Below are 24293 nucleotides of genomic sequence, written 5' to 3' on the forward strand. Positions count from 1 at the left end.
CAGCCTCTTGAATCGATGATGCCGGTGGCCCCGGACCCGGTCGAACCGGGCCTGACGCGCAACGGCCCGCTGCGCCAGCCGCTGCCCGCGCCGCGCCGTCCGGCCGAGCCGCTGCCCTCGCCCAGCGACTGGACCTTCGAGCTGATCGAGCGGTATCACACGGTGATCCGCCAGACCGCCGACCGCTTCGGGCTGGACACCTACCCGAACCAGCTCGAGATCATCACCGCCGAGCAGATGATGGACGCCTACGCCAGCGTCGGCATGCCGGTGAACTACCGTCACTGGAGCTACGGCAAGGAGTTCATCTCGACCGAGAAGAACTACAAGCGCGGCGCCATGGGCCTGGCCTACGAGATCGTCATCAACAGCAACCCCTGCATCAGCTACCTGATGGAGGAGAACACGATGGCCATGCAGGCCCTCGTGATCGCCCATGCGGCCTACGGCCACAACAGCTTCTTCAAGGGCAACTACCTGTTCCGGATGTGGACCGACGCGTCGTCCATCATCGACTACCTCGTCTATGCCAAGAACTACGTGACGGCCTGCGAGGAGAAGTTCGGCCTCGACACCGTCGAGGCCTTCATCGACAGCTGCCACGCGCTGCAGAACCACGGCGTGGACCGCTACCGCCGGCCGAGCAAGAAGTCGCTGGCGCAGGAACTGGCCGACCGCAAGGACCGCGAGGCCTATGCGCAGCAGCAGGTCAACGACCTGTGGCGCACGCTGCCGCGCCGGGCCGACAAGGCCGAGGCCGCCGCCGAGAGCCGCCGCTTCCCCGAGGAGCCGCAGGAGAACCTGCTGTACTTCATCGAGAAGAACGCGCCGCTGCTGGAGCCGTGGCAGCGCGAGGTCGTGCGCATCGTGCGCAAGGTGGCGCAGTACTTCTACCCGCAGCGCCAGACGCAGGTGATGAACGAGGGCTGGGCCACCTTCTGGCACCACCGCCTGCTCAACACCATGTACGACGACGGCTTCCTGAGCGACGGGATGATGATCGAGTGGCTCAAGTCGCACACCAACGTCGTCTACCAGCCCCGGGTCGGCGAGCGCGGCTACAGCGGCATCAACCCGTATGCGCTGGGCTTCGCGATGTACACCGACATCCAGCGCGTGTGCGAGTCCCCGACCGAGGAGGACCGGCGCTGGTTCCCCGACATCGCCGGCTCGGACTGGCTGCCGACGCTGGACCACGCGATGCGCAACTTCAAGGACGAGAGCTTCGTCGGCCAGTACCTCAGCCCCAAGCTCATGCGCGACCTGCGGCTGTTCCACATCGTCGACGACGAGAAGCAGTCCGAGATCGAGGTGGCCGCCATCCACGACGATGCCGGCTACCGCAGCGTGCGCGAGGCCCTGTCGCGCCAGTACGACCTGGGCCAGCGCGAGCCCAACATCCAGGTCTGGAACGTCAACCTGCGCGGTGACCGCTCGCTGACGCTGCGCCACTTCCAGCACAACGACCGGCCACTGGCCGACAGCGCCCAGGAGGTGCTCAAGCACGTCGCCCGCCTGTGGGGCTTCGCCGTGCATCTGGAGAGCACCAACGGCCGGGGCGACATCACCAAGCGCTGGACCGTGCCGTCGCCATCGAACTGAGCGGTTCGTCCGCCCGTGCTCACCAGCTGAAGATCTTGCCGGGATTCATGATGTTGTCCGGGTCGAGCGCATGCTTGACCTGGCGCATCAGCCCGACCGCGGCGGGGCCGGCCTCGTCGAGCAGGAAGCCCATCTTGTGCAGGCCCACGCCGTGTTCGCCGCTGCAGGTGCCTTCCAGGGCCAGCGCGCGGGCGACCAGCTTCTGGTTCAGGTCCTCGGCCAGCGCCCGTTCGGCCGGCAGCAGCGGGTCGATCAGGTAGCCGACGTGGAAGTTGCCGTCGCCGACGTGGCCGACGATGAAGTAGGGCAGGCCGGCCGCATCGGCTTCCTCGACCGTCGCGTTGATGCATTCGGCCAGGCGCGAGATCGGCACGCAGGTATCGGTCGTGACGGCCCGGCAGCCCGGGCGCATCTGCAGCGCGGCGAAGTAGGCGTGGTGGCGCGCGGTCCACAGCCGGGTGCGCTCCTCGGGCGTGCTGGCCCACTCGAAGTCGCGGCCGCCGTGTTCGGCCGCCAGCTCCTGCACCGTGCGGGCCTGTTCGGCCACGCCGGCCGGACTGCCGTGGAACTCCATCAGCAGCATCGGCACCTCGGCCAGCGTGAGCTTGTCGTGGCGGTTGACGGCCCGCACCGCGTGGGCGTCGAGCAGCTCGCAGCGGGCGATCGGCACGCCCATCTGGATCAGCGCGATGGTGGTCTGCACGGCCGCGTCGATGCTCGGGAACTGGCAGACGGCGGCGGTGACGGCCTCGGGCAGCGGGTAGAGCTTGAGCGTGATCTCGGTCATCACGCCCAGCGTGCCTTCGCTGCCGACGAACAGGCGCGTCAGGTCGTAGCCGGCGCTGGACTTGCGCGCCCGCGTGCCGGTGCGCATCCACTCGCCGGTCGCGCTGACCACGCCCAGGCCCAGCACGTTCTCGCGCATGGTGCCGTAGCGCACCGCGTTGGTGCCGGACGCCCGGGTCGCGCACATGCCGCCGAGGGTGGCGTCTGCGCCGGGGTCGATCGGGAAGAACAGGCCGCTGTGGCGGATCGCCTGGTTGAGCTGCGTGCGGGTGATGCCGGCCTGCACCGTCACGGTCAGGTCCTCGGGGTTGAGGCGAAGCACGCGGTTCATGCGGCCCAGGTCCAGGCTCAGGCCGCCCTGCACGGCAAGCAGATGGCCTTCCAGCGACGAGCCCACGCCGAAGGGGATGACCGGCACGCGGTGCCGCGCGGCGATCTTCACCGCGTCCATCACGTCCTCGTTGGACTCGCAGAACACCACCGCGTCCGGCGGCGGCACGTCGAAGGGCGACTCGTCGCGGCCGTGCTGCTCGCGCACCGCGCGGGCGTTCGAGCATTGCGCGCCGAAGCGTGCCTGCAGCGCCGCCAGCATCTCGTCGGGCATCGGGCGTGGGGCCAGCAGCGGCTGGCCGACGGGGGCGTGGGGGGCATTCATGCGGGGTCTCCTGCGCGGCGTGCCAAGGCTGGCCTGGCCGGGTGAAAAACGATTCTAGGCAGCCGCCTGCGCACGGTGGAATGAGGGCAAGAATGCCGGGATGAACCCAGCCGACGATCCGCTCGACCAACTGGCCGCGCGCTACCCCGAGTTCATCGCCGCCGTGCCGCCCGGCTGGCGTGATGACCTGCCGCCCGGCCTCGTCCCGGTCGAGGCGCCGGCCGGTGCGCTGCTGTTCGACGAGGGCTCGCCCTGCCGCGGTTTCCCGCTGGTGCTCGACGGGGCGGTGCGGGTGGCGCGCGGCGCGCCGCAGGGCCGGGCGATCGAGCTGTACCGGGTGCTGCCGGGGGAGATCTGCATCGTCTCCTCGGCCTGCCTGTTCGGCGAGGCCCCGCTGACGGCCCACGGCATCACGCTCGCCCCAACCCGGCTGCTGCTGCTGCCGCCCTCGCTGTTCATGGCCTGGAGCGCCCACGAGCCTTTCCGCCGCCACATCTTCGGCCAGTTCGCCGGCCGCATGAGCGACCTGATCCTGCTGGCCGAGGCGGTCGCCTTCCAGCGCCTTGACCAGCGCCTGGCCGGCGCGCTGCTGGGCCGCGGCACGATGCTGCATGTCACCCACCAGCAGCTCGCCGACGAGCTCGGCACCGTGCGCGAGATGGTCACGCGCCTGCTCAAGCGCTTCGAGCAATCCGGCTGGGTCCGCCTCGGCCGCGAACGCGTCGAGATCGTCGACGCAGCGGCCTTGCGCCAGATGTCGAAAGGCTGACCCGCCGGGCGAGGGGCAGCAACCACGGGCCGAGCGCCGGGCCGCCCCAAGCCGGCCCGATCCCCTCGGGGGATCGACCGGCGTACCCGCCGGGCGAGGGGCAGCTATGTGACGGTGGTCACAGATCGTGAGATCGATCACGCGCACACTGCCATGCATGCCGGCATCGGGCCGGACTCACCCAAGGACCTTCACCATGTTCAAGACCAACGTCGGCGGCATCGACCGCATCCTCCGCATCGTTGCCGGCCTCGTGCTGATCGCGCTCGCGGCCACCGGGACCGTCGGGGCCTGGGGCTGGATCGGCGTCGTGCCGCTCGCCACCGGGCTGCTGAGCACCTGCCCGCTCTACAGCATCGTCGGCCTCAACACCTGCCCGATGAAGTCCTGAGCTTCAGGCCGCGTCGGCCGGGTCGCGGTAGGCCGCGAAGATGTCGCGCAGCGGCGTCTCGCGGGCCGGTGACGGGCTGACCAGCGTGCGCTCCAGCTCCTGCAGGTGACGCCGCATCTCGCCGGCCGCCGCCGCGCCGCTGCCGCCCGTCAGGGCCTCGATCAGCTCGATGTGGCGGTGCGCCACGCAGGCCGGGTGACCGGGACGCTGGTAGAGCGCCATCAGGATGGACGTGCTGGGCAGCAGCTCGTCGAGCAGGCGCACGAACACCGGGTTGCCGCACATCTGCGCCAGCGCGCGGTGGAACTGGCCGGACAGGCGGATCGCGGCCGGCCGGTCGCCCCGCGCGTCCGCATCGGCCTCGGCCTGCACCAGCCCGCGCAGGTGGATGACCTGCGCGCCATCGAGCCGGCCAGCCAGGCGACGGGCGATCTCGCCCTCGACCACGCGGCGGGCATCGAAGACATGCCCGGCCTCGTCGCGGCTGGGCTGCGGCACCTGGGCGCCGCGGTTGTGGTGCAGCTCGATCACCTGGTCCTGCGCCAGCCGGTTCAGCGCCTGCCGGATGACGGTGCGCGAGACCGCGAAGCTGGTGGCCAGCTCGGCCTCGCGCAGCCGCATGCCGGGCGTCAGCCGGTGTTCGAGGATGGCCGTGTAGATGCCGTCGTAGACCCGCTGCGTGGCGGTCGGCTCGGGCGGGCTGGCGGTCTTCGCGGGGCTGGATCGGCGGGTGGCTGGCATCGGATCGGACGATAGCCGGTCGTCGGTCCAGCCGCCTTTCAGCCGTCCGGCCGTCAGCCGCGCGCGCGCCGGCGCCACAGCGCCACCACCGTCAGCGTCAGGCCCATCACCAGGAAGGACACCACCGTCGTGACCGTGCCCAGCGCATAGATCACCGGCGTGGTCACGGTGGTCGTCAGGCCCTGCAGTTCGAGCGGCAGCGTGTTCAGGTCGCCCATGGCCTGGGAGCTGCGCGCGATCTCGTCCCAGCTCAGCGTGAAGCCGAACATGCCCACGCCCACCAGGCTCGGGCCGATCAGCGGCAGCACCACGTGGCGCAGGCTCTGCCAGGGCGTCGCGCCGAGGTCGCGGGCGGCTTCCTCGTAGGCCGGGTTGAAGCGGTTGAAGACCGCGAACATGATCAGCAGGCCGAAGGGCAGCGTCCAGGTCAGCTGTGCGCCCAGGCCGGAGGTGTACATGCCCAGCAGCGTCGAGAAGGCCTCGGCCGCCTCGGGCGACCAGCGCTCCAGCGCGGCCTTCACGCCGGCATCCATCAGCCGGAATTCCAGGCCCACGCCGAGCGAGACGATGATGGACGGCATGATCAGGCTGGCCACCACCACGTAGAACAGCGGCGTGCCGCCGGGCAGCTGCTTGCGGTAGGCCAGGCCGGCCAGCAGCGACAGCACGACGGTCAGCCCCATCACCGTCGCGCCCAGGCCCAGCGAGCGCCGGAAGGCCGAGCCGATGTCGACCACGCCGATGCCTTCCCACAGCTTCTCGAACCAGTGCAGCGACACGCCGCGCATCGGGAAGGTCAGGCCGCCTTCGGGGCCCTGGAAGCTCAGCACGAAGATCGCGAGCATCGGGCCGTAGAGGAAGACCACGAACAGCGCGAACACCGTCGCCAGCGCGTAGAAGCTCGCTGGGCGCTTGCGGCGCAGGGATCGGGCCATGGTCACAGTTCCTTGCGCAGGTTCACCAGCCGCATCAGCGTGGCGATCATCATCAGCACGACCGCCAGCAGGATCACCGCGTTGGCCGCGGCCATCGGGAACTGCAGGTAGCTGGCCTGCACCTGGATCACCTTGCCGACCGAGGCGATCTGCTGGCCGCCCATCACGCCGACGGTGACGAAGTCGCCCATCACCAGGGCCAGCACGAAGATCGAGCCGATGATCAGGCCGGTGCGCGACAGCGGCAGCACCACGTGCCAGATCGTCTGCCAGGGCGTCGCGCCGTTGTCGCGGGCGGCCTCGATCAGGCTGCGGTCGATGCGCATCATGGTGTTGAAGACCGGCACGATCATGAACATCGTGTAGAGGTGCACGAAGGCGAGCACCACCGAGAAGTCCGAGAACAGCAGCCACTCGATCGGCTGGTCGACCAGGCCGGCGCCGACCAGGCTCTGGTTGATCAGCCCGTTGCGGCCCAGCAGCGGCACCCACGAGATCATGCGGATGACGTTGCTGGTCCAGAACGGCACGGTGCAGACGATGAACAGCACCATCTGCACCGTCAGGCTGCGCACGTGGAAGGCCAGGAAGTAGGCCAGCGTGGTGCCCAGCAGGCCGGTGACCAGCCAGGTGAGCAGGCCGAACTTCAGCGTCGACAGGTAGGTCTTGAAGGTCACGCACAGGTCGCCGTCGGCCGTCACCGGACAGCCGGTGAAGACGTCGACGTAGCTCTGTGCGGTGAAGGCCGGGATCAGCTCGTACTCGGTCGCCTGCCAGAAGCTCACCATCAGGATGAGCGCCAGCGGCACGACGAAGAAGACCACGAACACCGCCGCCAGCGGCGCCGCTTGAAGCCAGGCGATCAGCGATCGGGAGGAAGGTGTCCGTGTCATGTCGATCAGGCCGCTGCGTTCACCACTGCATCAAGCGGCGACGAACTCGTTCCACTTCTGGACCATGTACGCGTTCTCGTCCATGACCGCGTTCCAGCAGGCGATGCCGCCCATGCGGTCCTCGTAGCTGCCGCCGTCGCGGACCGAACCGGCCTTGGCCAGCAGGTCGCCGTTGGGGCTCTTGATGTCCTGCGTGGCGGGCTTGCCTTCCATCCAGTAGGCCCACTCGTAGGCTTCCATCTTGGCCTTGGCGGTCTCCAGCACGGCGCTGTAGTAGCCCTGGCGGTTCAGGTAGGCACCGGCCCAGCCGTCGAGGAACCAGTTGATGAACTCGTAGACGCCATCGGCCTTGCGGCCCGTCACGGTCTTGGGCACGCCGAAGCCGGCAGCCCAGGCGCGATAGCCTTCCTTGAGCGGCTGGAAGGTGCAGGCGATGCCCTTGGTGCGCACGGCGGTCACGGCCGGCGACCACATCGACTGGATCACCACCTCGCCGGAGGCCATCAGGTTGACCGACTCGTTGAAGTCCTTCCACAGCGAGCGGAACTGGCCGGCCTTCTTGGCCTCGATCAGCGTCTTGATGGTGAGGTCGATCTCCTTCTTGGTCATGTTCCCCTTGTCGGGGTACTTGTAGAGGCCCATCGCCTCGACCACCATCGCCGCGTCCATGATGCCGATCGACGGGATGTTCAGGATCGCGGCCTTGCCCTTGAACTCGGGGTTCAGCAGCTCCGCCCATGAGTTGATCGGGCGCTTGATCAGGTCCGGGCGGATGCCCAGCGTGTCGGCGTTGTAGACCGTCGGGATCAGCGTCATGAAGCCGGTCGGCGTGGCCGAGAACTTCGTGCTCTTGCCGCCTTCGAGGTACATGACCTTCTTCGGCGCGGTGCCCTGGTCACCGACCTTCTTGCCGGCCACCTCGCCCTTGGTGAACAGCGAGGTGATCTTGTCGGCGTTCTTGATGCGCTTGACGTCGATGCCCAGCAGGTTGCCGGTCGGCACGATCTTCTTGAGCGAGAAGTACTCGGTGTCGATCAGGTCGAAGCTGTTCGGCGCGGTGACGGCACGCTTGGTCACGTCGTCGGTCGTGACCGGGATGTACTGGATCTTGATGCCGGTGTCGGCCTCGAACTTGTCGGCGATGGCCTTGTCCTGGTTCACCGCCGTGCCCAGGTAGCGCAGCACGATCTTTTCCTGTGCGTGCACGAAGGGGAAGCCGGTGATGCCGGTGGCGGCAACCCCGGCCGCGCCGGCGGTCTTGAGGAAGCCGCGGCGGCTGGAGGCCGTCCCGGTCGTGTCGGTGGCGGACGTCGGGTCGAGAGCGGGATCGTGGTCTGCGTTCATCGGAGTTCTCCGGTTTGAGGACGGGGGAGGGAACGAGGGATGGCTCAGGCCATGAGCCCGTGGGCGTCCTGGGCCCACCAGCGCATGGCCACGCGCTGGCCGGGCTCGAAGGGCGCGGCATGGAAGGCGGTGTCACCCAGCACGGCCACCCAGCGCGACGGGTCGTCGCGGTCAGGGTCGTCGCTGTCGGGGCCGTTGGGCGTGCGGGCGGCTTCGGCGACCAGGTGGACCTGCACCTGTGCGCCCTGGTACTCGATGGCGGCGACCGTCACGGCCGGCTCGCCGACGTCGGGGACCACGAGGTTGAGGCGGTCGCAGCGCACCGCGACCTTGCCGGCTGGCGTCTCGATGATGTTGTGCGCGCCGATGAAGCGGGCCACGAACTCGGTGCGCGGGCGCTCGAACACGTCGCGGGCGCTGCCGGCCTGCTCGATGCGGCCCTGGTTCATCACGACCACCAGGTCGGCCAGTGCCATCGCCTCTTCCTGGCTATGCGTGACGTGCACGAAGCTCATGCCGAGCTCGCGGTGCCAGCGCTTGAGCTCGGCGCGCATCTTCACGCGCAGGAAGGGGTCCAGCGCCGACAGCGGCTCGTCGAGCAGCAGCACCTGCGGCTTGAGCATCAGCGCGCGCGCCAGCGCGACCCGCTGCTGCTGGCCACCCGACAGCGCGGCGGGCAGGCGTTGCGCGTAGGCCTCCATGTGGACCAGCCGCAGCAGCTCGGCGGCGCGGGCCTCGCGTTCGGCGCGCGGCCGGCCCTTCATGCGTTCGCTGAAGGCAACGTTGTCCAGCACGCTCAGGTGCGGGAACAGCGCGTAGCTCTGGAACATCATGGCCGTGCCGCGTTCGGCCGGCGACAGGTGCGTGATCTCGCGCCCGCCGAGCACGACCGAACCCTCGGTCGGCTCCTCGTGGCCGGCAATCATGCGCAGCGTCGAGGTCTTGCCGCAGCCCGACGGGCCGAGCAGGCAGCAGTAGCTGCCCGCGGCGATCTTGAGGTCGATGCCGGCGACGGCCAGCGACTGGCCGTAGTCCTTCACCAGGTGGATCAGCTCCAGGTCGGTGCGTGTCGTCATGTCCGGCTTTGTATGCAACCGGTGTGCCACCCCGGTCCGCTGCGGGGCTGGCCCCGCGGGCCTCCCCTTGCGCACTTCTTGCAACCGTGTCTCGTTGACCGACCCCGCGCCCATCGCCTTGCCCGGCGACGGTGCATGGCGTGCCGCGCGGCGGTGCCACGAACCATGGCAGTGCATGTTTTGTATGCAAAACAGCTTGCACGCCATCGCCCGGAACCTGGAGACACCTCGATGAAGCTGCTGATCGTCAACCCCAACACCTCGCGGCCGATGACCGACGGCATCGCCGCCGCCGCCCGCGCGGTGGCCGCCGCCGGCACCCGCATCGAGGCGGTGAGCCCGAGCTTCGGTCCGCTCTCGATCGAGGGCCATTTCGACGAGACCGTGGCCGCCGCCGGCGTGGTCGAGCAGGTCAGGCTGCGGGCCGGCCCCGGCGCGGCCGAACCGCCGCATGGCATCGTCATCGCCTGCTTCGGCGACCCCGGCCTGGACGCCGCGCGCGAGGTCAGCGGCGCGCCGGTGCTGGGCATCGCCGAGGCGGCCTTCCACGCCGCGAGCTTCCTGGCCACCGGCTTCTCGGTCGTCACGACGATGACGCGGACCTGCGTGATCGCCGAGCACCTGGTGCAGAAATACGGCTTCGAGCCGCGCTGCAAGGGCGTGCACGGCACCGACATCCCGGTGCTGGCGCTGGAGGACGGCGGCGCCGGTTGCGTCGACACCATCGAGGCCGCCGCGCGCGAGGCCCTGGCGCGCGACCGCAGCGGCGCGATCGTGCTGGGCTGCGCCGGCATGGCCGCGCTGTGCGCCGAACTGAGCGCGCGGCTGGGCGTGCCGGTGATCGACGGCGTGGCCGCGGCGGTCAAGTTCAGCGAGGCCCTGATCGGCCTGGGCCTGCGCACCAGCGCGCACGGCGACTACGCCCGCCCGCTGCCCAAGACCTACGTTGGCTGGGCCGCGCCGCTGGGCTGGTGAATCGATTCCGGGCACGCCGGCATCCGGGCAAGTCCCGAGGCTGGCACCGCGCGGCCGGGGCGGGCTTGTGACATTCTTTTTGACCGGCGCCAAGACCGGTACCAAGACCGGCACCAAGACCGGACCAGACGAACAACGGAAGACCGACGGCGGAACGAGGGCCGCCCCACGCGAGGAGGACAGCGATGCCATCGCACGACCTGGACCACGCGATCCACGAGACCTGCGACGTGCACGAGCACGCCGCCAGCCTGGCCTTGTGGGATCAGCGCTACGAGCAGATTTCCGGCGGCCGCTTCGAGGGCCGCATCGAGGATCTGCGCATCGGACCGGTGCAGCTCTTCCGCGAGCAGACCTCGCGGGCGGTGGTCCAGCAGGGCCTGCCGAGGCCCGGCACGCTGACGCTGGCGATCGCGCTGGCCAGCGGCGGCGACGACCGCATCTGCGGTCGATCGCTGCGGCCTGACGGCGGCTATGCGGTGATCGCCGACGGCGAGTTCGAGCTGGTCACGCACGGGGCCTTCGACGTGCTGGCGCTGGACATCGACCGGCAGGCGCTGGCCGCCCACGCCAGCCAGGTCAGCGGTGCGACGGTCACGGGCGACGACCTGCAGGTCCAGGGCCCGCGCGGCCTGCACGGCCACGATCCGCACCAGGTCGAGCTGCGCACCCTGCTGCTCGACACCCTGCGCACCGCCCGCGAGAGCCCTGGCCTGCTGCAGCACATGGCCATGCGCCGCGCGCTGGTGCAGACCGCCTGCGACGCGCTGCTGGCACGCATCCGCCTGCCGATGCCGACCCAGGAGGCCCATGCCACGGCCGCCAGCCGCGAGCGGGTGGTGCGCGAGGCGCGGGCCTGGATGCGCGCCCATGCCCATGAACCGATCGACGTGCCGATGCTGTGCGACGCGCTGGGCGTGTCGCGCCGGACGCTGCAATACAGCTTCGAGGCGGTGCTGCAGCTCAGCCCCGTCACGTACCTGCGTGCGCTGCGCCTGAACGGCGTGCGCCGTGAGCTGATGCGCGGCAGCGTCGAGCCGGTGGCCGACTGCGCCGCCCGCTGGGGCTTCTGGCACCTGTCGCGCTTCGCGGCCGAGTACCGCGCGCTGTTCGGCGAGAAGCCGTCCGAGACGGCCGCCCGCGCCCGCACCGCGCTGCACTGACACGCGGGTGCGCCGGGCGCGGCGTCCCGGCCGGTAGCCGGATTCGGCAAGCGCGCGGTCCCGCCTCAGGGAAAGACCGGAGCCGCCGCCGTCCGCCCGCGCCGCGCCGGTGCGCACCGGTTCATGCCGTGGCGCGCCCAGCCGCCTCACGCACGGCCTCGGCGCAGGCCGCGTGGCCCTGCGCACCGGGCCGGTACATCCCTGACGAGCGACCGATCCCGCGCGCCGTGGTGGCGCCGGCACGCTTGCCGATTCCGGCTCACGCCCGCGCCACCGGCCTGGCCAAGATGCCGTCCATGCCGGGGCGATGCCGCCGTCGTCCCCGGCTTGAACCGCCTTGTCAACGCACCTGGAACCTGGAGTCAGCCCCATGTCGACCTCCCTTCCGGCCCGGCAACCGCCCGGGCATTCCCACTGGCGTCGCGCCGCCGCCGTCGGCCTGCTGGCCCTGGCGACCTCGCTGGGCGCGCAGGCCCAGGCCACCAGGGCCAAGGCCCAGCCCGAGCCGCTGCCGCCCGATCCGCCGCTGACGACGCTGCCGCGCATCGACGCGAAGCACGGCCAGCGCGTCTACGTCATCGACCTGGCGATCAGCCACATCAACGATGGCCGCATCCGCGTGCTGGACGCGATCAGCGGGCGCTTCCTCGGCATGGTCAGCACGGCCTACGTCGGCAACATGGCGCTGAGCCCGAAGCGCGACGAGATGTACGTCGCCACCACCCACCTGAGCCGCTCCTACCGCGGTGAGCGGGCCGACGTGCTGGAGGTCTACGGCGCCGATGACCTGGCCTTCAAGTTCGAGGTCCTGCTGCCGGCCAAGCGGGCGCAGGCGCTGAACTACCGCTGGCTGGTCTCGACCAGCGCAAACGGCCGCTTCGTGTTCGTGCAGAACGCGACCCCGGCGACCTCGGTCACGGTGGTCGACCTGCAGACCCGCAGCGTCGCCGCCGAAGTCCCCACGCCCGGTTGCTGGGGCGCGCTGCCGGCGGCCAGCCATCCGAGCCGCTTCTCGACCCTGTGCGGCGACGGCACCCTGGCCACGATCACGTTGGACGAGTCGGGCAAGCCGGCCGACCGGCAGGTCAGCGCCAAGCTGTTCGATGCCGACGCCGATGCCTGGTTCCACAACGCCGAACGCGTCGGCGACCGCTATTGGTACGTGTCCTTCCAGGGCAAGGTCACCGAGCTGAACCTGGGTGGCGCGGTGGCCCAGGTCAAGTCCACGCACGACCTGATCGCCAGCCCGGCCGAGCGCAAGGCCGGCTGGCGGCCGGGCGGCTACCAGGTCGCCGCGGTCGACCCGAGCGGGCGTTACCTCGTCGCCGGCATGCATCCGAAGGGCGGCGAGGGCTCGCACAAGCTGCCGGCCGAGAAGCTGTTCGTGCTCGACCTGGCGACCGGCAAGCGGCTGCCCTCGCTGCCCGGCAACATGGCCATCGCGATGACCTTCTCGGCCAGCGGCGAGCGCCTGCACGTGCTCGACGGCGCGACCAACACGCTGCATGTGCTGGGCTGGAAGGACGGCCGGACGCGTCCGCTGGCCAAGCTCGCGGCGGTCGGCGAGACGATCACGCAGCTTGAGTCGCACGACTGAGGCGCCGGTCATGCCCACCGCCTTCCTCCTGTCGCCCGGGCCGCTCGACCCGCTCTGGCTGATGCTCGCCTGCGGCGCGCTGGTGATCGTGTTCGTGCATGCGGCGGCCGCCAAGCTGCTCGACCGCAGCCTGTTCGAGCAGCACCTGGCCGCCTATGGCGTGCCCGATGCGCTGCTGCCGGCTGCCTCGGTCGGCCTGCCGCTGGGCGAGGCGCTGGCCGCCGCCGGCCTCGTCACGCCCTGGCGGGCCGAGGCCGCCGGGCTGGCCGCCGCGCTGCTGGCGCTGTACGGCGGCGCGATGGCCTGGCACCGGCTGCACGGCCGCACGCTGGACTGCGGCTGTGGCGGCACCCCGCTGCCGCTGTCGTGGGCCCTGGTGGCGCGCAATGCCGTGCTGATCGGCCTGTGCGCGATCGCGGCCCTGCCGGCCCTGCCGCGCGAGATCGGCCTGGCCGACGTCGCCACCGCCCTGGCCGGCCTCGCGCTGGCCACCGTCCTCTACACCGCGCTGCACCAGCTGCTGCGCCACGCGGCGGCCGTCGCCGCCCCCGCCAAGTCACCCCTTTTCCGGAGCCACTCATGAGCGCACTCACCGTGTCCGTCGTCCTTCTCTGGGTCGCCGTCATCGCCCTGGCGGTGCTGGTCTGGGCCTTGTCTCGCCAGGTCGGCGTGCTGTTCGAACGGGTCGCCCCGATGGGCGCCCTGGTCACCGACTCGGGCCCGGCGGTCGGCTCGGCCTCGCCGATGTTCGAGCTGACCGGCATCCAGTCCGAGCGGGTCGAGGTCGGCCTGCCCTCGGCCACGCCCTCGCTGGTGTTCTTCCTGTCGCCGACCTGCCCGGTCTGCAAGAAGCTGCTGCCGGTGCTGAAGTCGCTGCGCCGCGACGAGAAGAACCGGCTGCGCGTCGTGCTCGCCAGCGACGGCGAGGCCGCCAGCCACCTGCCGTTCCTCCGCGACCAGGGCCTGACCGACTTCCCCTACGTGCTCTCGCAGGAACTGGGCATGGCCTACAAGGTCTCGCGCCTGCCCTATGCGGTCGTGCTCGACCCGCGCGGCACCGTCGTCGCCAAGGGCCTGGTCAACAACCGCGAGCAGCTCGACAGCCTGCTCAACGCGCACGACATGGGCCATTCGTCGATCCAGCAGTACCTCGGCGGCGACGCGGCCCTGGCGCAAGCCCAGCAGGCGCATGCCGGTCATGCCCATGCCCATGCCCATCCCCACGCCCAACCCCAGACCTGACCCCAGACCTGACCCCCGCGAAGGAGCCCCGTGATGTCCCTGATCCTCGATTGGTTCGACCGCCTGAGCGAGCGGCGCATGCGCCGCGTCGCGCAGTCGCACGGCCGGCGCAGCCTGGTCGGCAAGCTCGGCGTGGCGCTGGTCGGCGGTGCCGTGCTGCCCATGCTGCCCTTCGACCGCAGCGGCCAGTTCGGCAGCGCCCAGGCCGCAACGCCCAAGCCCGATCCGAACAACCCCGAGAAGTGCGAGTACTGGCGCTACTGCGCCTTCGACGGCTACCTGTGCACCTGCTGCGGCGGCTCGCTGACGCAGTGCCCGCCGGGCACCGAGGCCTCCAAGGTCTCGTGGGTCGGCACCTGCCTGAACCCCAACGACAACCGCCACTACCTCGTGTCCTACAACGACTGCTGCGGCAAGAGCGCCTGCGGCCAGTGCATCTGCAACAACAACGAGCGCGAGCGTCCGGGCTACCGCCTGGGCGTGCACAACGACATCAACTGGTGCATGGCCAACACCAGCCCGATGTTCCATTGCACGACGTCGGTGATCGTGGGTCTGGCGTCATGACGGCCCCCAGGTCCGGGCGTGGCCCGGCCCGCCCCCCGAGGGGGTCCAGGAACCTTGGGGCGGCCCGGCGGTTCCTGGCTTCCGCTTCGATGCGAGCCAGCCTGTCAACGGTGCTGACCGTGTGCGGAGGCGCGGCCGCAGCGGGCGATGGGGCGGCGCTCTACGCCGCCCATTGCGCCGCCTGCCATCAGGTCGATGGCAGCGGCACGCTGGGGCTGGCGCCGGCCCTGAAGGGGCCGCACTGGGCCACGCTGGCCGCGCGGCGCGACTACCTGCCGACGGTGCTGCTCAAGGGCATGGCCGGCATGATCCGGGTGAACGGCCAGACGGTGGTCGGCTCGATGCCGGCGTTTGCCGCCGCACTGGACGATGCCGCGCTGGCGGCCATTGCCACGCACCTGGCGACCTTGCAGGGCGATGCCGCGCGGGCGCCGTACGAGGCCGCCGAGTTCGCGCCGTTGCGTGCAGTCGCCGGGGACCCGGCCCGCACGCGGCAGTTGCGGCGCAGCGTGCTGGGCGATTGAATCGGCACCGCACCGACCTGGAGATCCGCATGTCTGCCCACCGCTTGACGTCCTGGCCCGCCGTGCCGCTGCTGGCCGTGGCACTGCTGGCCATGCTGGCCCGTCCTGTCGCGGCCCAGTCCGACGGGTCCGGCGCGATCACGCCCAGCGTGCCGCCGCGCCCGCTCGCGCTGGCCAACGGCATCCGCTTCGACGGCCCCGCGACCGCGCCGGTGCAGGGGGCGCGCAACCTGTTCGTGGTGCATTGCGCCGGCTGCCACGGCTTCGATGGTGCGGGCCATCCCGAACAGGGCGTGCCCGACATGCGCGGCCCGATCGGCAACTTCCTGCGCCTGCCCGAGGGCCGCGGCTTCCTGGTCCAGGTGCCGGGCGCCAACAACGCCGGCCTGGACGATGCCCAGATCGCGGCCGTCACGACCTGGCTGGTGAGCCAGTTCTCGTCCACCACCACCCCGCCGGATTGGCGCCCCTACACCGCCGAGGAAGTCGCCCGCTGGCGCAGCCAACGCCCCGCCGACGTCGCCGCTCGAAGGGCGGAGATCGTGGCGCGGCTGAAGGCGCAGGGCGTGTCGTTGTATTGAGGCGCGTGACTCGGATCGCCGCGCCGCCCCAAGCCGGCCCGATCCCCCCGGGGGATCGCCCGGCGTACCCGCTGGGCGAGGGGTCAACAGGACTGCCGGGGGATCGCCCGGCGTACCCGCCGGTCGAGGGGCTCACATGACCCTCAATCGAAGACCGGCACCTGCCCGTCCTTGAGATGCCCTCGGCGGCTCTCGAAGTCGGGCATCACGGAGCGGACCACGTCCCAGAAGGCGGCGCTGTGGTTCATCTCGCGCAGGTGGGCGAGTTCGTGGGCGACCACGTAGTCGATGCTGGCCAGGCTGAAGTGGATCAGGCGCCAGTTCAGGCGCACCGTGCCGTCGGCGCTGGCGCTGCCCCAGCGGGTCTGGGCCGAACTCAGGCGCAGGCGCGTGACGCGCACGCCCAGCTGGGCGGCGTAGTGGCGGCAGCGGGTCTCGAACAGCTCGATGGCCTGGCGCTGCAGCCAGCTCTGCACCGCGTCGCGGATCTGGGCCGGGTCGGCGCTCTGCGGCAGGCCGATGTGCAGGGTGCGCTGGGCGATGCCGTCGAGGCCGCCCTGCAGGCTGGGCGCGGCGATGCCGTCGGCGCAGGCCTGGCTGCTGCGGCCGTCGCGCAGCTCGGCGCCGGCCACGCGCGCGTCCAGCACGATCAGCAGCGGCTCGCCGAGGTAGGGCAGGCTGGTGCCGTCGCGCCAGCTGACGCGGGCGGCGGCGATGCGCTCGATGCGCTCGTGCTGGTCGGCCAGCTTGCGCAGCACCCAGCGGGTCTTGCTCAGCAGCGCGGCGTCGATCTCGGCCTGGCCGACCCAGCGCGGCGCGCTGACCACCAGGCCTTCGGCACCGATGACGAAGCCGATGGTGCGGCGGCGGGCGCGCTTGAGCTCGTAGCTGACGGCCTGCCCGCCGAGCCGGATCTCGCGGTTGCCGCGCGGATGCCGCCACAGCGCGGAGTCGCCCTGCGGGGTCTCGGACGGGCGGCGCGGCTCGGCGACGGCCGGGCCGTGCGTGCTGGCGATGGACGGGGCTTGCTGCAAGGGGGCGGGCGGCGTCTGCGGTCCAGGACGCTGGACCGGACGCGGGGGTGTGGCGCTGCGCAGCGACGGCGACTCGTCGCGCTCGAACAGGGGGAGTTCAAGCTGCGGCTGGTCTGGCTCCTGACGGGCTGCGGCGCGCCGGTTTTTCATGGGCGGCAAGTCTAGAGCAGGCCTTGTGGGAATCGGGCCGGAAAGCGGGCCGGAAAGTGGGTCGGAAATCGCATCGGACGTGACGGGCTGGTGCCTGCAGCCGACGAATCCGGCTCAGGCCTTGCCTGCGGCATAGGCATCGGGATCGAGGCGGCGCATCTCGGCCTCGATCCAGGCCTCGACCTCGGCCATCAGCTCGTCGGCCTGACGGCCCTCGACCGGGATGGGCTTGCCGATCGACACGTCGATCGTGCCGGGGCTCAGCAGGAAGCTCTTGCGCGGCCAGCAGCGTGCCGAGGTCACGGCGATCGGCACGATCGGCGTGCCGGCGGCGATGGCCAGGCGCGACGCGCCGGTCTTGTACTGGCCCTGGTCGCCACGCGGCGTGCGCGTGCCTTCGGGAAACATGATCACCCAGTTGCCCTGGGCCATCAGGCGCTGGCCCTGTTCCTGGACCTTGCGCCAGGCTTCGGCGCGCCGGCTGCGGTCGATGTGGACCATGTCGAGCCGGCCGATCGCCCAGCCGAAGAAGGGGATCCACAGCAGCTCGCGCTTGAAGACGTAGGCCAGGGGGTGCGGCATGATCGCCGGCATCGCGAAGGTCTCCCAGGTCGACTGATGCTTCGGGGCCAGCAGCACGGCGGCCTTGCCATCGCGGGCGTCGGGCACGTTCTCCAGGCCCTGGACGCGGTACTTCACGCCGCAGATCCAGCGCGCCGCCTGCACCGACAGGTTGAGCCAGCCGACGCAGAACCAGTAGAGCTTCGTGCGCGGCAGCACCGGCGACAGGATCACCGCCAGCAGCGCCCACGGGATCACGGTGACGGTCAGCCAGACCAGGTAGAGGGCAGAGCGCAGCAGTTTCAGCATGTCGGGTCGGCGCCAGGCGCCAGGGTCGTTCGGTCGGGCCGGTGCGGCAGGTCGCGCGGCGGCTGGGAAGGGATCAGGCCGATGCGGTGGGCGGACGTTTCGCGTCCTGCAGCCGCTTGCGCTCGGCGCCGAGCAGCTGCTCGACGAAGTCCGGCAGGTCGTCGTGCACGCCGATCGTGCCGCCGACCTGGGCCAGCAGCGCGGCCAGGCCGGCCTCGTCCAGGTCGGCCGAGCGGCCGGTGCGGACCAGGTGGGTGCGGCAGCCGGCGGTCTGCGCGGCCTGCAGGTGGCGGATGTTGTCGCCGACGGCATAGACCTCGTCGAGGTCGACGCCCATGCGCTCGGCGATGTCCTCGAACAGGCCCGGCAGCGGCTTGCGGCAGCGGCACTGGTCCTCGGGTGCATGCGGGCAGAAGAACACCGCGTCGATGCGCCCGCCCAGCTGCGCCAGCCGGGCGTTCATGACCTGGTGCACCGCGTTGAGCGAGGACATGTCCAGCAGCCCGCGGCCCAGGCCCGACTGATTGGTGGCGACCACCACGTGCCAGCCGGCCTGGTTGAGACGGGCGATGGCCTCCAGCGCGCCTGGCAGCGGTGCCCATTCCTCGGGCGTCTTGACGTGGTCGTCGCGCGGCTCGTTGAGGGTGCCGTCGCGGTCGACGATCACCAGCCGGGTGGGGGCGCGCTCGGGCATGGGATGGCGCCTCAGACAGCCAGCCGCGACAGGTCGGCGACGCGGTTCATGGCCGCATGCAGCGAGGCCAGCAGGCCGAGCCGGTTGGTGCGCAGTGCCGGGTCGTCGGCGTTGACCATCACGCCGTCGAAGAAGGCATCGACCGGCGTGCGCAGCGCGGCCAGCGCCTGCAGGCTGGCGGTGTGCTCGCCCTGCTCGAACAGCCGGTCGGCCTGCGGCCGGACCGCCTCAAGCGCAGCGGCCAGCTGCTGCTCGGCCGCTTCCTTGAGCAAGGCCGCGTCGACGCGGGCCTCGACCGCCGGGCCCTCGACCTTCTTCAGGATGTTGGCGATGCGCTTGTTGGCAGCGGCCAGCGCGGCCGCTTCGGGCAGCGCCGCGAAGGCCCGCACCGCCGCCAGCCGGCGCGGCACGTCGCCCAGCCGGGCGGGGCTCAGGGCCAGCACCGCGTCGACCTCCTGCGCGCTGGCGCCGTGGTCGCGCAGCGAGACCGCCAGGCGGTCGTGCATGAAGGCCAGCAGCGCGGCGCTCGGGTCGCTCACCTGGTCGCCGAAGGGCGGCACGGCCGCGGCGATCAGCGCCGGCAGTTCGAGCGGCAGGTTCTTCTCGGTCAGGATGCGGATCACGCCCAGCGCGTGGCGGCGCAGCGCGAACGGGTCCTTGTCGCCGGTGGGCAGCTGGCCGATGCCGAACAGGCCGACCAGGGTCTCCAGCTTGTCGGCCAGCGCCAGCACCGTGCCGGTGTGGTTGCGCGGCAGCGCGTCGCCGGCGTAGCGCGGCTTGTAGTGGTCCTCGATGGCGATGGCGACGCCGTCGCGCAGGCCCTCGTGGCGGGCGTAGTAGGCGCCCATGATTCCCTGCAGCTCGGGGAACTCGCCAACCATGTCGGTCAGCAGGTCGGTCTTGGCCAGCAGCGCGGCCTGCTGGACCTTGCTGTCGAGCACCGCGAACTCGTCCTGCGCCTCGACCGTGTAGGGCACGGTGGCCATGCGCAGCTGGTTGACGATGGCGTGGCCGATGGCGCGCACGCGCTCGGCCCGGTCGCCCTGGGTGCCGAGCTTGCCGTGGTAGACCACCTTGGCCAGGCCGGGCACGCGCGATGCCAGCGTCTTCTTGCGGTCCTGGTCGAAGAAGAACTTCGCGTCGGCCAGGCGCGGGCGCACGACCCGCTCGTTGCCGCCGATCACCGCGCTGGCATCGGCCGGGCGGATGTTGCTGACCAGCAGGAACTTGTGGGTCAGCTTGCCGTGGCTGTCCAGCAGCGGGAAGTACTTCTGGTTGGCCTTCATCGTCAGGATGAGGCATTCCTGCGGCACGGCCAGGAACTCGGGCTCGAACTGGCAGGTCAGCACGTTGGGCCGCTCGACCAGCGCGGTGACCTCGTCGAGCAGGGCCTCGTCGTCGATCGGCTGCAGGCCTTCCCTGGCGGCGGCCTCGGTCAGCTGGCGGACGATTTCGGCGCGGCGCTCGTCGAAGCTGGCGATCACGGCGCCTTCGTCGCGCAGCTGGGCGGCGTAGCTGTCCGCGTCACGCAGCGTGACGACGGCCTGGGCGGCCTCGAAGCGGTGGCCGGTGGTCGTCCGGCCGGCGTTCAGGCCCAGCACGGCGACCGGCACGATGTCCGCGCCATGCAGCGCGACCAGGCCGTGGGCCGGGCGCACGAAGTTCACGGTGGTCCAGCCGTCGGCCAGCTGGTAGCCCATGACCTTCGGGATGGGCAGCTTGGCGAGCGCCTCGTCGAGCGCCTTCTGCAGGCCCTCGGCCAGTGCGACGCCGGGCACGATGCTGTCGAGGAACAGCGCCTCGGCCTTGCCGTCGGGCAGGCGCTTGAGGCTGGCGACCACGCTGGCGTCCTGGCCCAGCGAGGCGAGCTTCTTGAGCAGCGCCGGCGTGGCGTTGCCGGCGGCATCGAGCGCCACCGCGACCGGCATCAGCTTGAGCTGCTGGGCCTTGTCGGCAGCCCGGCTGGCGACGCTGGCGACCTGCACGGCCAGGCGACGCGGCGAGGCATGGGCCGTCACGGCGGCGTCGGCACCCGCCAGGCCTTGTGCCTTCAGGCTGGCGGCGAGCGTGCCGGCAAAGGACTCGCCGAGCTTGCGCAGCGCCTTGGGCGGCAGTTCCTCGACGAACAGTTCGACCAGCAGGTTCTTGGTGTCGACGGTCATGGTCAGGCGGCCTTCTCGTTGTTCTTGTCGGCTTGCTTGGTGGCGGCCTTGGCGGCCTCGGCATCCAGCCGGGCGACGACCTCGTCGGCCCAGGCCTTCGGTGCCATCGGGAAGCCCAGGCGCCTGCGGCTTTCCAGGTAGCTGGCCGCGACGCTGCGGGCCAGGTTGCGGATGCGGCCGATGTAGGCCGCCCGCTCGGTCACGCTGATGGCGCCGCGCGCGTCCAGCAGGTTGAAGGTGTGGGCGGCCTTGAGGACCTGCTCGTAGGCCGGCAGCGCGAGCTGTTGCGCGATCAGGTGCTGGGCGTTGCCCTCGTGCGCACCGAAGGCGCTCAGCAGGAACTCGACGTTGCTGTGCTCGAAGTTGTAGGTCGACTGCTCCACCTCGTTCTGGTGGTAGACATCGCCGTAGGTCAGCCCGTCCGCATAGACCAGGTCATAGACGTTCTCGACGCCCTGCAGGTACATCGCCAGGCGTTCCAGGCCGTAGGTGATCTCGCCGGTGATGGGCTTGCAGTCGATGCCGCCGACCTGCTGGAAGTAGGTGAACTGGGTGACTTCCATGCCGTTGAGCCAGACCTCCCAGCCCAGGCCCCAGGCGCCCAGCGTGGGGTTCTCCCAATCGTCCTCGACGAAGCGGATGTCGTTCTTCTTCAGGTCGAAGCCCAGGGCCTCCAGCGAGCCGAGGTAGAGGTCCAGGATGTTGGCCGGCGCGGGCTTGAGCACGACCTGGTACTGGTAGTAGTGCTGCAGGCGGTTCGGGTTGTCGCCATAGCGGCCGTCCTTGGGACGGCGGCTGGGCTGGACGTAGGCGGCTTTCCAGGGCTCGGGACCGATGGCGCGCAGGAAGGTGGCGGTGTGGCTGGTGCCGGCGCCGACCTCCATGTCATAGGGTTGCAGCAGGGCGCAGCCCTGGCGGTCCCAGTAGTCTTGCAGGCGCAGGATGATGTGCTGGAAGGTCAGCATGGTGGCGGGCGGGCCGCGACAGCCCGCAAGGTGCAGAGGGCGAAAGTCGCGAATTCTAGGGGTCAGCCCCCAAGCGTCGCCGGTCGATTCGACTGTGTTTGCCCACCCCTTGCGGCGGCTCAGCCCATGATGAGCGTGTCGGGTGCCAGCCGTGACGGGTCGGGTGGCGGCAGGTGGTGCGGCACGGCGGCGTCCTGCCGGACAGGCGGGCGGGCCGGGCCGGTTGAGCCGCCGGCAGCGGCCGGGCGCGAGCGGCTTGACCGGATCGCCCGCAGCCGTGCGATCTCGCGCTGCAAGGCCTGCGCGTCATCGGCGGGCGCAGGGTGTGTCGGTGTTGGGGTCGGGGTCGGCCCGGACGCGACCTGGCCGGTGCGTTGATCGGCCAGCCGCTGCGCGACCGCATCGGCCTGCCGGGCCTTGAGCAGCGCCGCCAGCTCGCGCAGCGCGCCGCGCCCGACCAGCAGGTCGGTGGCGGGCAGGCGCACCGCGTGGCCGTTGTGCAGCTCCAGCGCGAGCTGGCCGCTGCCGATCAGGCGGTGCCAGGCGCGCTGCCCGCGCCGCGCCCGCAGGCGTCGACCCGTGCCGCGCCAGGCCGGCGTCTCGATGCGGTGGATGCGGGCGATCTGCGCCGTCGGCACGCGCCGGATGCGGCCCTGCCAGCCGCAGCGCCAGGCGACCTGCCATCGGCTGGCGACCACGACGGTGGCGTGCTCGAGGTCCCAGGCCAGCGCGAGCAGGAACAGCACCGCGCCCGGCAGCGCCCACAGCCGGTGGTGCAGCTCGACCATGCACAGGCAGACCGCGCAGGCCAGCAGGCCCAGCCAGAGCGCGCGGACCTCGGGCGCGGCCCAGGTCCAGACCGAGCGGTGGTAGCCGGCCAGGCGGTGGCCATCGGAGACCAGCGGCTCGCGGCGCAGCGCGGCCGCGCGCAGCAGTCCGGCGAGCGCCTGCTCCAGCGCCAGCACGGCGCCCAGCGCCAGCACGGCGCCCAGCGCCATCGGCAGCAGGCCCGCGCCGCGCAGCCATGCAGCGGCCCCGGGCAGGTCCGGCAAGGCCGGCAGGATCGGGTTCATGGTGGACGCTCCTCGACGACGGGACCGTCCGGCCGACTCGGCGGTCGCCTCAGGACGGCTGCAGCGCCGCCCACTGTTCGGGGGTGCCGACGTTCTCCCAGCGGCCTTGATACATCGAGATCGAAATCCGACCGTCGCCGACCCCCCGATGCAGGTGGGGCCCGAGGGCCTCGCGCCGGCCGCGTCCGACGTGCGCGCACAACGTCGGGCGCAGCAATGCCAGATTGGCGTAGGTGGCGCCGGCCGGGGCGCTGCCCGCCGGGCCATCACCGATCGGCACGGCCAGATGGGCCGCCGCGTCGATGTCCGGCCGGGCCGGGCCGAAGGCGAAGTCGCCGCGTGGGTGGAAGGGCGGGTTGGGGACCATCCACAGGTGCGCGTCCAGGCCACTGGCGACGAAGCGCGCGGCCAGGCCGGCGTCGAAGCGGAAGTCGGGCGACCAGATGTCGGCCGAGACGACCCAGAAGGCCGGCCGGCCGTCCTCGCAGAGCCAGTCCTGCACCTCGGCGATGCCACCGGCGGTTTCCAGCGCCTGTCCGAAGGCGGCCCCTTCGTGCGAGTAGCGCAGCGACAGGCCGAGCCGGCTGCCGTCGCCCAGCGCGGCCGGGAACTGGTCTTCCAGCCAGGCGGTGTTGACGACCGCCTCGCGCACGCCGTCGCGGGCCAGCGCGAGCAGCTGCCATTCGATCAGCGGCCGGCCGGCGACCGGCAGCAGCGGCTTGGGCGTGCGGTCGGTCAGCGGGCGCATGCGCTCGCCGCGTCCGGCGGCAAGGACGATGGCGCGCAGCGGCGGGTGGGGGGCGGTGCTCATGCGGCCAGTTTAGGGACCGGCCCCTGCATGCCTCGGTTCACCCGAGCCCGATCGGTGCTGGCGCGGTGTTGACGATCTTGCGGAACAGCGCCTCGTAGACCGCGTCCGGCGCATGGCCGGTCAGCGGGTCGGCGTTCTCGGCGAAGGCGGCGTCGAGCAGGCGCCAGTCGCCATCGTCGAGCGTGGCCAGCGCGGCCGGCAGGACCACGTCTTCCTCGGCCCGCATGTGGGCGCGGTAGAAGTCGATGTAGGACGCCAGCGCGAACTCGAAGGCCTCGCGGCGCGGCTCGCCAAGCATCTCGTAGGCCAGCAGCGCATGCTCCAGCGCGCGGATGGCGCGCTCGCCGGCGGCATGGTCGCGGTCGAGCTTGTCGAGCGTGTCGGCGCAGGGTGCGCCGCGTGCGCGCAGCATCGGGAACAGCAGCTCGGTCTCCTTGCGGTGGTGCAGGCGCTCGGGGAACTCGTCGATGTAGAACAGCATCGCGCGCAGCAGGGCGAAGTCGGGCTCGGTGCGGTCGCGGCGATGCTGGGCCAGCAGCAGCGTGATCGACTGCAGCATGGCGGCGAGCGCCTCGTGTTCGGCGCGGATGATGCGCAGGGCGGCGTGGTTCATGGTGGCGGTCTCCGGTGGGCCGGCGCGCCGGATGTTCGGGGGCACCGGCTGCACGAGTCGCCAGCGTCGCAGCGTCGCGG

Annotated in this window: 25 protein-coding genes; 11 read left to right on the forward strand and 14 right to left on the reverse strand. The window is 71.2% G+C overall.

Annotated features, from left to right (window positions below; all coding sequences use genetic code 11):
- The first annotated feature begins 15 nt into the window (after positions 1-15).
- Positions 16-1602, forward strand: a complete 1587-nt coding sequence (locus tag Q8X39_RS10915) for a SpoVR family protein (protein WP_305749906.1) — start codon at positions 16-18, stop codon at positions 1600-1602.
- Between the two features lie 19 nt (positions 1603-1621).
- Here Q8X39_RS10915 and Q8X39_RS10920 read toward each other — a convergent pair whose 3' ends face one another.
- Entirely contained in the window at positions 1622-3043 is a 1422-nt protein-coding gene (locus tag Q8X39_RS10920; protein ID WP_305749702.1) for an FAD-binding oxidoreductase, read from the reverse strand.
- A 100-nt stretch (positions 3044-3143) separates the two neighbouring features.
- Here Q8X39_RS10920 and Q8X39_RS10925 point away from each other — a divergent pair, with 100 nt between their 5' ends.
- Both Q8X39_RS10925 and Q8X39_RS10930 read left to right on the forward strand, forming a co-directional pair.
- Complete coding sequence (locus tag Q8X39_RS10925; protein WP_305749703.1) at positions 3144-3812, forward strand: Crp/Fnr family transcriptional regulator; 669 nt, start codon at positions 3144-3146, stop codon at positions 3810-3812.
- Between the two features lie 196 nt (positions 3813-4008).
- On the forward strand, positions 4009-4203 hold the full coding sequence (locus tag Q8X39_RS10930; RefSeq protein ID WP_305749704.1) for a YgaP family membrane protein: 195 nt from the start codon (positions 4009-4011) through the stop codon (positions 4201-4203).
- A 3-nt stretch (positions 4204-4206) separates the two neighbouring features.
- Here Q8X39_RS10930 and Q8X39_RS10935 read toward each other — a convergent pair whose 3' ends face one another.
- Genes Q8X39_RS10935 through Q8X39_RS10955 form a run of 5 tightly spaced genes read right to left on the reverse strand, consistent with a single transcriptional unit; the run spans position 4207 to position 9192 of the window.
- On the reverse strand, positions 4207-4944 hold the full coding sequence (locus Q8X39_RS10935) for a GntR family transcriptional regulator (protein ID WP_305749705.1): 738 nt from the start codon (positions 4942-4944) through the stop codon (positions 4207-4209).
- 53 nt (positions 4945-4997) lie between these two features.
- The gene (locus Q8X39_RS10940) at positions 4998-5879 is read right to left on the reverse strand and encodes an ABC transporter permease (RefSeq protein ID WP_305749706.1); all 882 of its coding nucleotides are present in this window, start codon (positions 5877-5879) and stop codon (positions 4998-5000) included.
- A 2-nt stretch (positions 5880-5881) separates the two neighbouring features.
- On the reverse strand, positions 5882-6772 hold the full coding sequence (locus Q8X39_RS10945) for an ABC transporter permease (RefSeq protein ID WP_305749707.1): 891 nt from the start codon (positions 6770-6772) through the stop codon (positions 5882-5884).
- A gap of 30 nt (positions 6773-6802) precedes the next feature.
- Complete coding sequence (locus tag Q8X39_RS10950) at positions 6803-8116, reverse strand: ABC transporter substrate-binding protein (protein WP_305749708.1); 1314 nt, start codon at positions 8114-8116, stop codon at positions 6803-6805.
- Positions 8117-8160: 44 nt separating this feature from the next.
- A complete protein-coding gene (locus Q8X39_RS10955) occupies positions 8161-9192 on the reverse strand; it encodes an ABC transporter ATP-binding protein (protein WP_305749709.1) in 1032 nt (343 codons plus the stop codon).
- A 231-nt stretch (positions 9193-9423) separates the two neighbouring features.
- On the opposite strand from Q8X39_RS10955, the gene Q8X39_RS10960 reads away from it, so the two are divergent.
- The 8 genes from Q8X39_RS10960 (at position 9424) to Q8X39_RS10995 (ending at position 15841) form a co-directional block, all read left to right on the forward strand.
- A complete protein-coding gene (locus tag Q8X39_RS10960) occupies positions 9424-10167 on the forward strand; it encodes an aspartate/glutamate racemase family protein (protein WP_305749710.1) in 744 nt (247 codons plus the stop codon).
- 185 nt (positions 10168-10352) lie between these two features.
- Complete coding sequence (locus Q8X39_RS10965) at positions 10353-11330, forward strand: helix-turn-helix domain-containing protein (protein ID WP_305749711.1); 978 nt, start codon at positions 10353-10355, stop codon at positions 11328-11330.
- A gap of 370 nt (positions 11331-11700) precedes the next feature.
- The gene (locus Q8X39_RS10970; protein ID WP_305749712.1) at positions 11701-12927 is read left to right on the forward strand and encodes an amine dehydrogenase large subunit; all 1227 of its coding nucleotides are present in this window, start codon (positions 11701-11703) and stop codon (positions 12925-12927) included.
- Between the two features lie 10 nt (positions 12928-12937).
- Positions 12938-13510, forward strand: a complete 573-nt coding sequence (locus Q8X39_RS10975) for a MauE/DoxX family redox-associated membrane protein (RefSeq protein WP_305749713.1) — start codon at positions 12938-12940, stop codon at positions 13508-13510.
- Entirely contained in the window at positions 13507-14169 is a 663-nt protein-coding gene (gene mauD, locus Q8X39_RS10980) for a methylamine dehydrogenase accessory protein MauD (protein ID WP_305749714.1), read from the forward strand. Before Q8X39_RS10975 ends, mauD begins: the two co-directional genes overlap by 4 nt.
- 33 nt (positions 14170-14202) lie before the next feature.
- The gene (locus Q8X39_RS10985) at positions 14203-14736 is read left to right on the forward strand and encodes a methylamine dehydrogenase light chain (protein ID WP_305749715.1); all 534 of its coding nucleotides are present in this window, start codon (positions 14203-14205) and stop codon (positions 14734-14736) included.
- Between the two features lie 89 nt (positions 14737-14825).
- Positions 14826-15260: a c-type cytochrome gene (locus Q8X39_RS10990; RefSeq protein WP_305749716.1), complete on the forward strand. Its 435-nt coding sequence runs from the start codon at positions 14826-14828 to the stop codon at positions 15258-15260.
- 29 nt (positions 15261-15289) lie between these two features.
- Positions 15290-15841 carry a c-type cytochrome gene (locus Q8X39_RS10995; RefSeq protein WP_305749717.1) on the forward strand — a complete coding sequence of 184 codons (552 nt, stop codon included), beginning with the start codon at positions 15290-15292 and terminating at the stop codon, positions 15839-15841.
- A 143-nt stretch (positions 15842-15984) separates the two neighbouring features.
- Here the strand turns inward: Q8X39_RS10995 and Q8X39_RS11000 are convergent, their stop codons facing one another.
- From Q8X39_RS11000 to Q8X39_RS11035, 8 genes are all read right to left on the reverse strand, one after another.
- Positions 15985-17025 (reverse strand): M48 family metallopeptidase, encoded by a 1041-nt coding sequence (locus Q8X39_RS11000; RefSeq protein ID WP_305749718.1) that lies wholly within the window; start codon positions 17023-17025, stop codon positions 15985-15987.
- Between the two features lie 114 nt (positions 17026-17139).
- Complete coding sequence (locus tag Q8X39_RS11005) at positions 17140-17892, reverse strand: lysophospholipid acyltransferase family protein (protein ID WP_305749907.1); 753 nt, start codon at positions 17890-17892, stop codon at positions 17140-17142.
- Between the two features lie 76 nt (positions 17893-17968).
- Complete coding sequence (gene gmhB / locus Q8X39_RS11010) at positions 17969-18589, reverse strand: D-glycero-beta-D-manno-heptose 1,7-bisphosphate 7-phosphatase (RefSeq protein WP_305749719.1); 621 nt, start codon at positions 18587-18589, stop codon at positions 17969-17971.
- Positions 18590-18600: 11 nt separating this feature from the next.
- Positions 18601-20751, reverse strand: coding sequence for a glycine--tRNA ligase subunit beta (glyS, locus tag Q8X39_RS11015; protein WP_305749720.1), 2151 nt, complete (start codon positions 20749-20751; stop codon positions 18601-18603).
- A gap of 2 nt (positions 20752-20753) precedes the next feature.
- Entirely contained in the window at positions 20754-21716 is a 963-nt protein-coding gene (glyQ, locus tag Q8X39_RS11020; protein WP_305749721.1) for a glycine--tRNA ligase subunit alpha, read from the reverse strand.
- Between the two features lie 119 nt (positions 21717-21835).
- Positions 21836-22789: a hypothetical protein gene (locus Q8X39_RS11025; RefSeq protein WP_305749722.1), complete on the reverse strand. Its 954-nt coding sequence runs from the start codon at positions 22787-22789 to the stop codon at positions 21836-21838.
- A 49-nt stretch (positions 22790-22838) separates the two neighbouring features.
- The gene (locus Q8X39_RS11030; protein ID WP_305749723.1) at positions 22839-23600 is read right to left on the reverse strand and encodes a nucleotidyltransferase family protein; all 762 of its coding nucleotides are present in this window, start codon (positions 23598-23600) and stop codon (positions 22839-22841) included.
- Between the two features lie 37 nt (positions 23601-23637).
- Positions 23638-24213 carry a hemerythrin domain-containing protein gene (locus Q8X39_RS11035; RefSeq protein ID WP_305749724.1) on the reverse strand — a complete coding sequence of 192 codons (576 nt, stop codon included), beginning with the start codon at positions 24211-24213 and terminating at the stop codon, positions 23638-23640.
- Positions 24214-24293 lie beyond the last annotated feature (80 nt).

It is taken from the genome of Leptothrix discophora, from assembly GCF_030705305.1.
In the GTDB taxonomy this organism is placed as follows: domain Bacteria; phylum Pseudomonadota; class Gammaproteobacteria; order Burkholderiales; family Burkholderiaceae_C; genus Sphaerotilus; species Sphaerotilus discophorus.

Bases quoted from the DNA above. Each gene is read 5' to 3' on its own strand.
- Q8X39_RS10995 (WP_305749717.1), top strand. From the start codon at position 15,290: ATGTCTGCCCACCGCTTGACGTCCTGGCCCGCCGTGCCGCTGCTGGCC.
- Q8X39_RS10925 (WP_305749703.1), top strand. From the start codon at position 3,144: ATGAACCCAGCCGACGATCCGCTCGACCAACTGGCCGCGCGCTACCCC.
- Q8X39_RS10975 (WP_305749713.1), top strand. From the start codon at position 12,938: ATGCCCACCGCCTTCCTCCTGTCGCCCGGGCCGCTCGACCCGCTCTGG.
- gmhB (WP_305749719.1), bottom strand. From the start codon at position 18,589: ATGCCCGAGCGCGCCCCCACCCGGCTGGTGATCGTCGACCGCGACGGC.
- Q8X39_RS11030 (WP_305749723.1), bottom strand. From the start codon at position 23,600: ATGAGCACCGCCCCCCACCCGCCGCTGCGCGCCATCGTCCTTGCCGCC.
- Q8X39_RS11025 (WP_305749722.1), bottom strand. From the start codon at position 22,789: ATGAACCCGATCCTGCCGGCCTTGCCGGACCTGCCCGGGGCCGCTGCA.
- Q8X39_RS10950 (WP_305749708.1), bottom strand. From the start codon at position 8,116: ATGAACGCAGACCACGATCCCGCTCTCGACCCGACGTCCGCCACCGAC.
- glyQ (WP_305749721.1), bottom strand. From the start codon at position 21,716: ATGCTGACCTTCCAGCACATCATCCTGCGCCTGCAAGACTACTGGGAC.
- Q8X39_RS10915 (WP_305749906.1), top strand. From the start codon at position 16: ATGATGCCGGTGGCCCCGGACCCGGTCGAACCGGGCCTGACGCGCAAC.
- Q8X39_RS10945 (WP_305749707.1), bottom strand. From the start codon at position 6,772: ATGACACGGACACCTTCCTCCCGATCGCTGATCGCCTGGCTTCAAGCG.
- Q8X39_RS10990 (WP_305749716.1), top strand. From the start codon at position 14,826: ATGCGAGCCAGCCTGTCAACGGTGCTGACCGTGTGCGGAGGCGCGGCC.
- Q8X39_RS10935 (WP_305749705.1), bottom strand. From the start codon at position 4,944: ATGCCAGCCACCCGCCGATCCAGCCCCGCGAAGACCGCCAGCCCGCCC.
- Q8X39_RS10955 (WP_305749709.1), bottom strand. From the start codon at position 9,192: ATGACGACACGCACCGACCTGGAGCTGATCCACCTGGTGAAGGACTAC.
- glyS (WP_305749720.1), bottom strand. From the start codon at position 20,751: ATGACCGTCGACACCAAGAACCTGCTGGTCGAACTGTTCGTCGAGGAA.
- Q8X39_RS10920 (WP_305749702.1), bottom strand. From the start codon at position 3,043: ATGAATGCCCCCCACGCCCCCGTCGGCCAGCCGCTGCTGGCCCCACGC.
- mauD (WP_305749714.1), top strand. From the start codon at position 13,507: ATGAGCGCACTCACCGTGTCCGTCGTCCTTCTCTGGGTCGCCGTCATC.
- Q8X39_RS10930 (WP_305749704.1), top strand. From the start codon at position 4,009: ATGTTCAAGACCAACGTCGGCGGCATCGACCGCATCCTCCGCATCGTT.
- Q8X39_RS11000 (WP_305749718.1), bottom strand. From the start codon at position 17,025: ATGAAAAACCGGCGCGCCGCAGCCCGTCAGGAGCCAGACCAGCCGCAG.
- Q8X39_RS10940 (WP_305749706.1), bottom strand. From the start codon at position 5,879: ATGGCCCGATCCCTGCGCCGCAAGCGCCCAGCGAGCTTCTACGCGCTG.
- Q8X39_RS10985 (WP_305749715.1), top strand. From the start codon at position 14,203: ATGTCCCTGATCCTCGATTGGTTCGACCGCCTGAGCGAGCGGCGCATG.
- Q8X39_RS10965 (WP_305749711.1), top strand. From the start codon at position 10,353: ATGCCATCGCACGACCTGGACCACGCGATCCACGAGACCTGCGACGTG.
- Q8X39_RS10960 (WP_305749710.1), top strand. From the start codon at position 9,424: ATGAAGCTGCTGATCGTCAACCCCAACACCTCGCGGCCGATGACCGAC.
- Q8X39_RS10970 (WP_305749712.1), top strand. From the start codon at position 11,701: ATGTCGACCTCCCTTCCGGCCCGGCAACCGCCCGGGCATTCCCACTGG.
- Q8X39_RS11035 (WP_305749724.1), bottom strand. From the start codon at position 24,213: ATGAACCACGCCGCCCTGCGCATCATCCGCGCCGAACACGAGGCGCTC.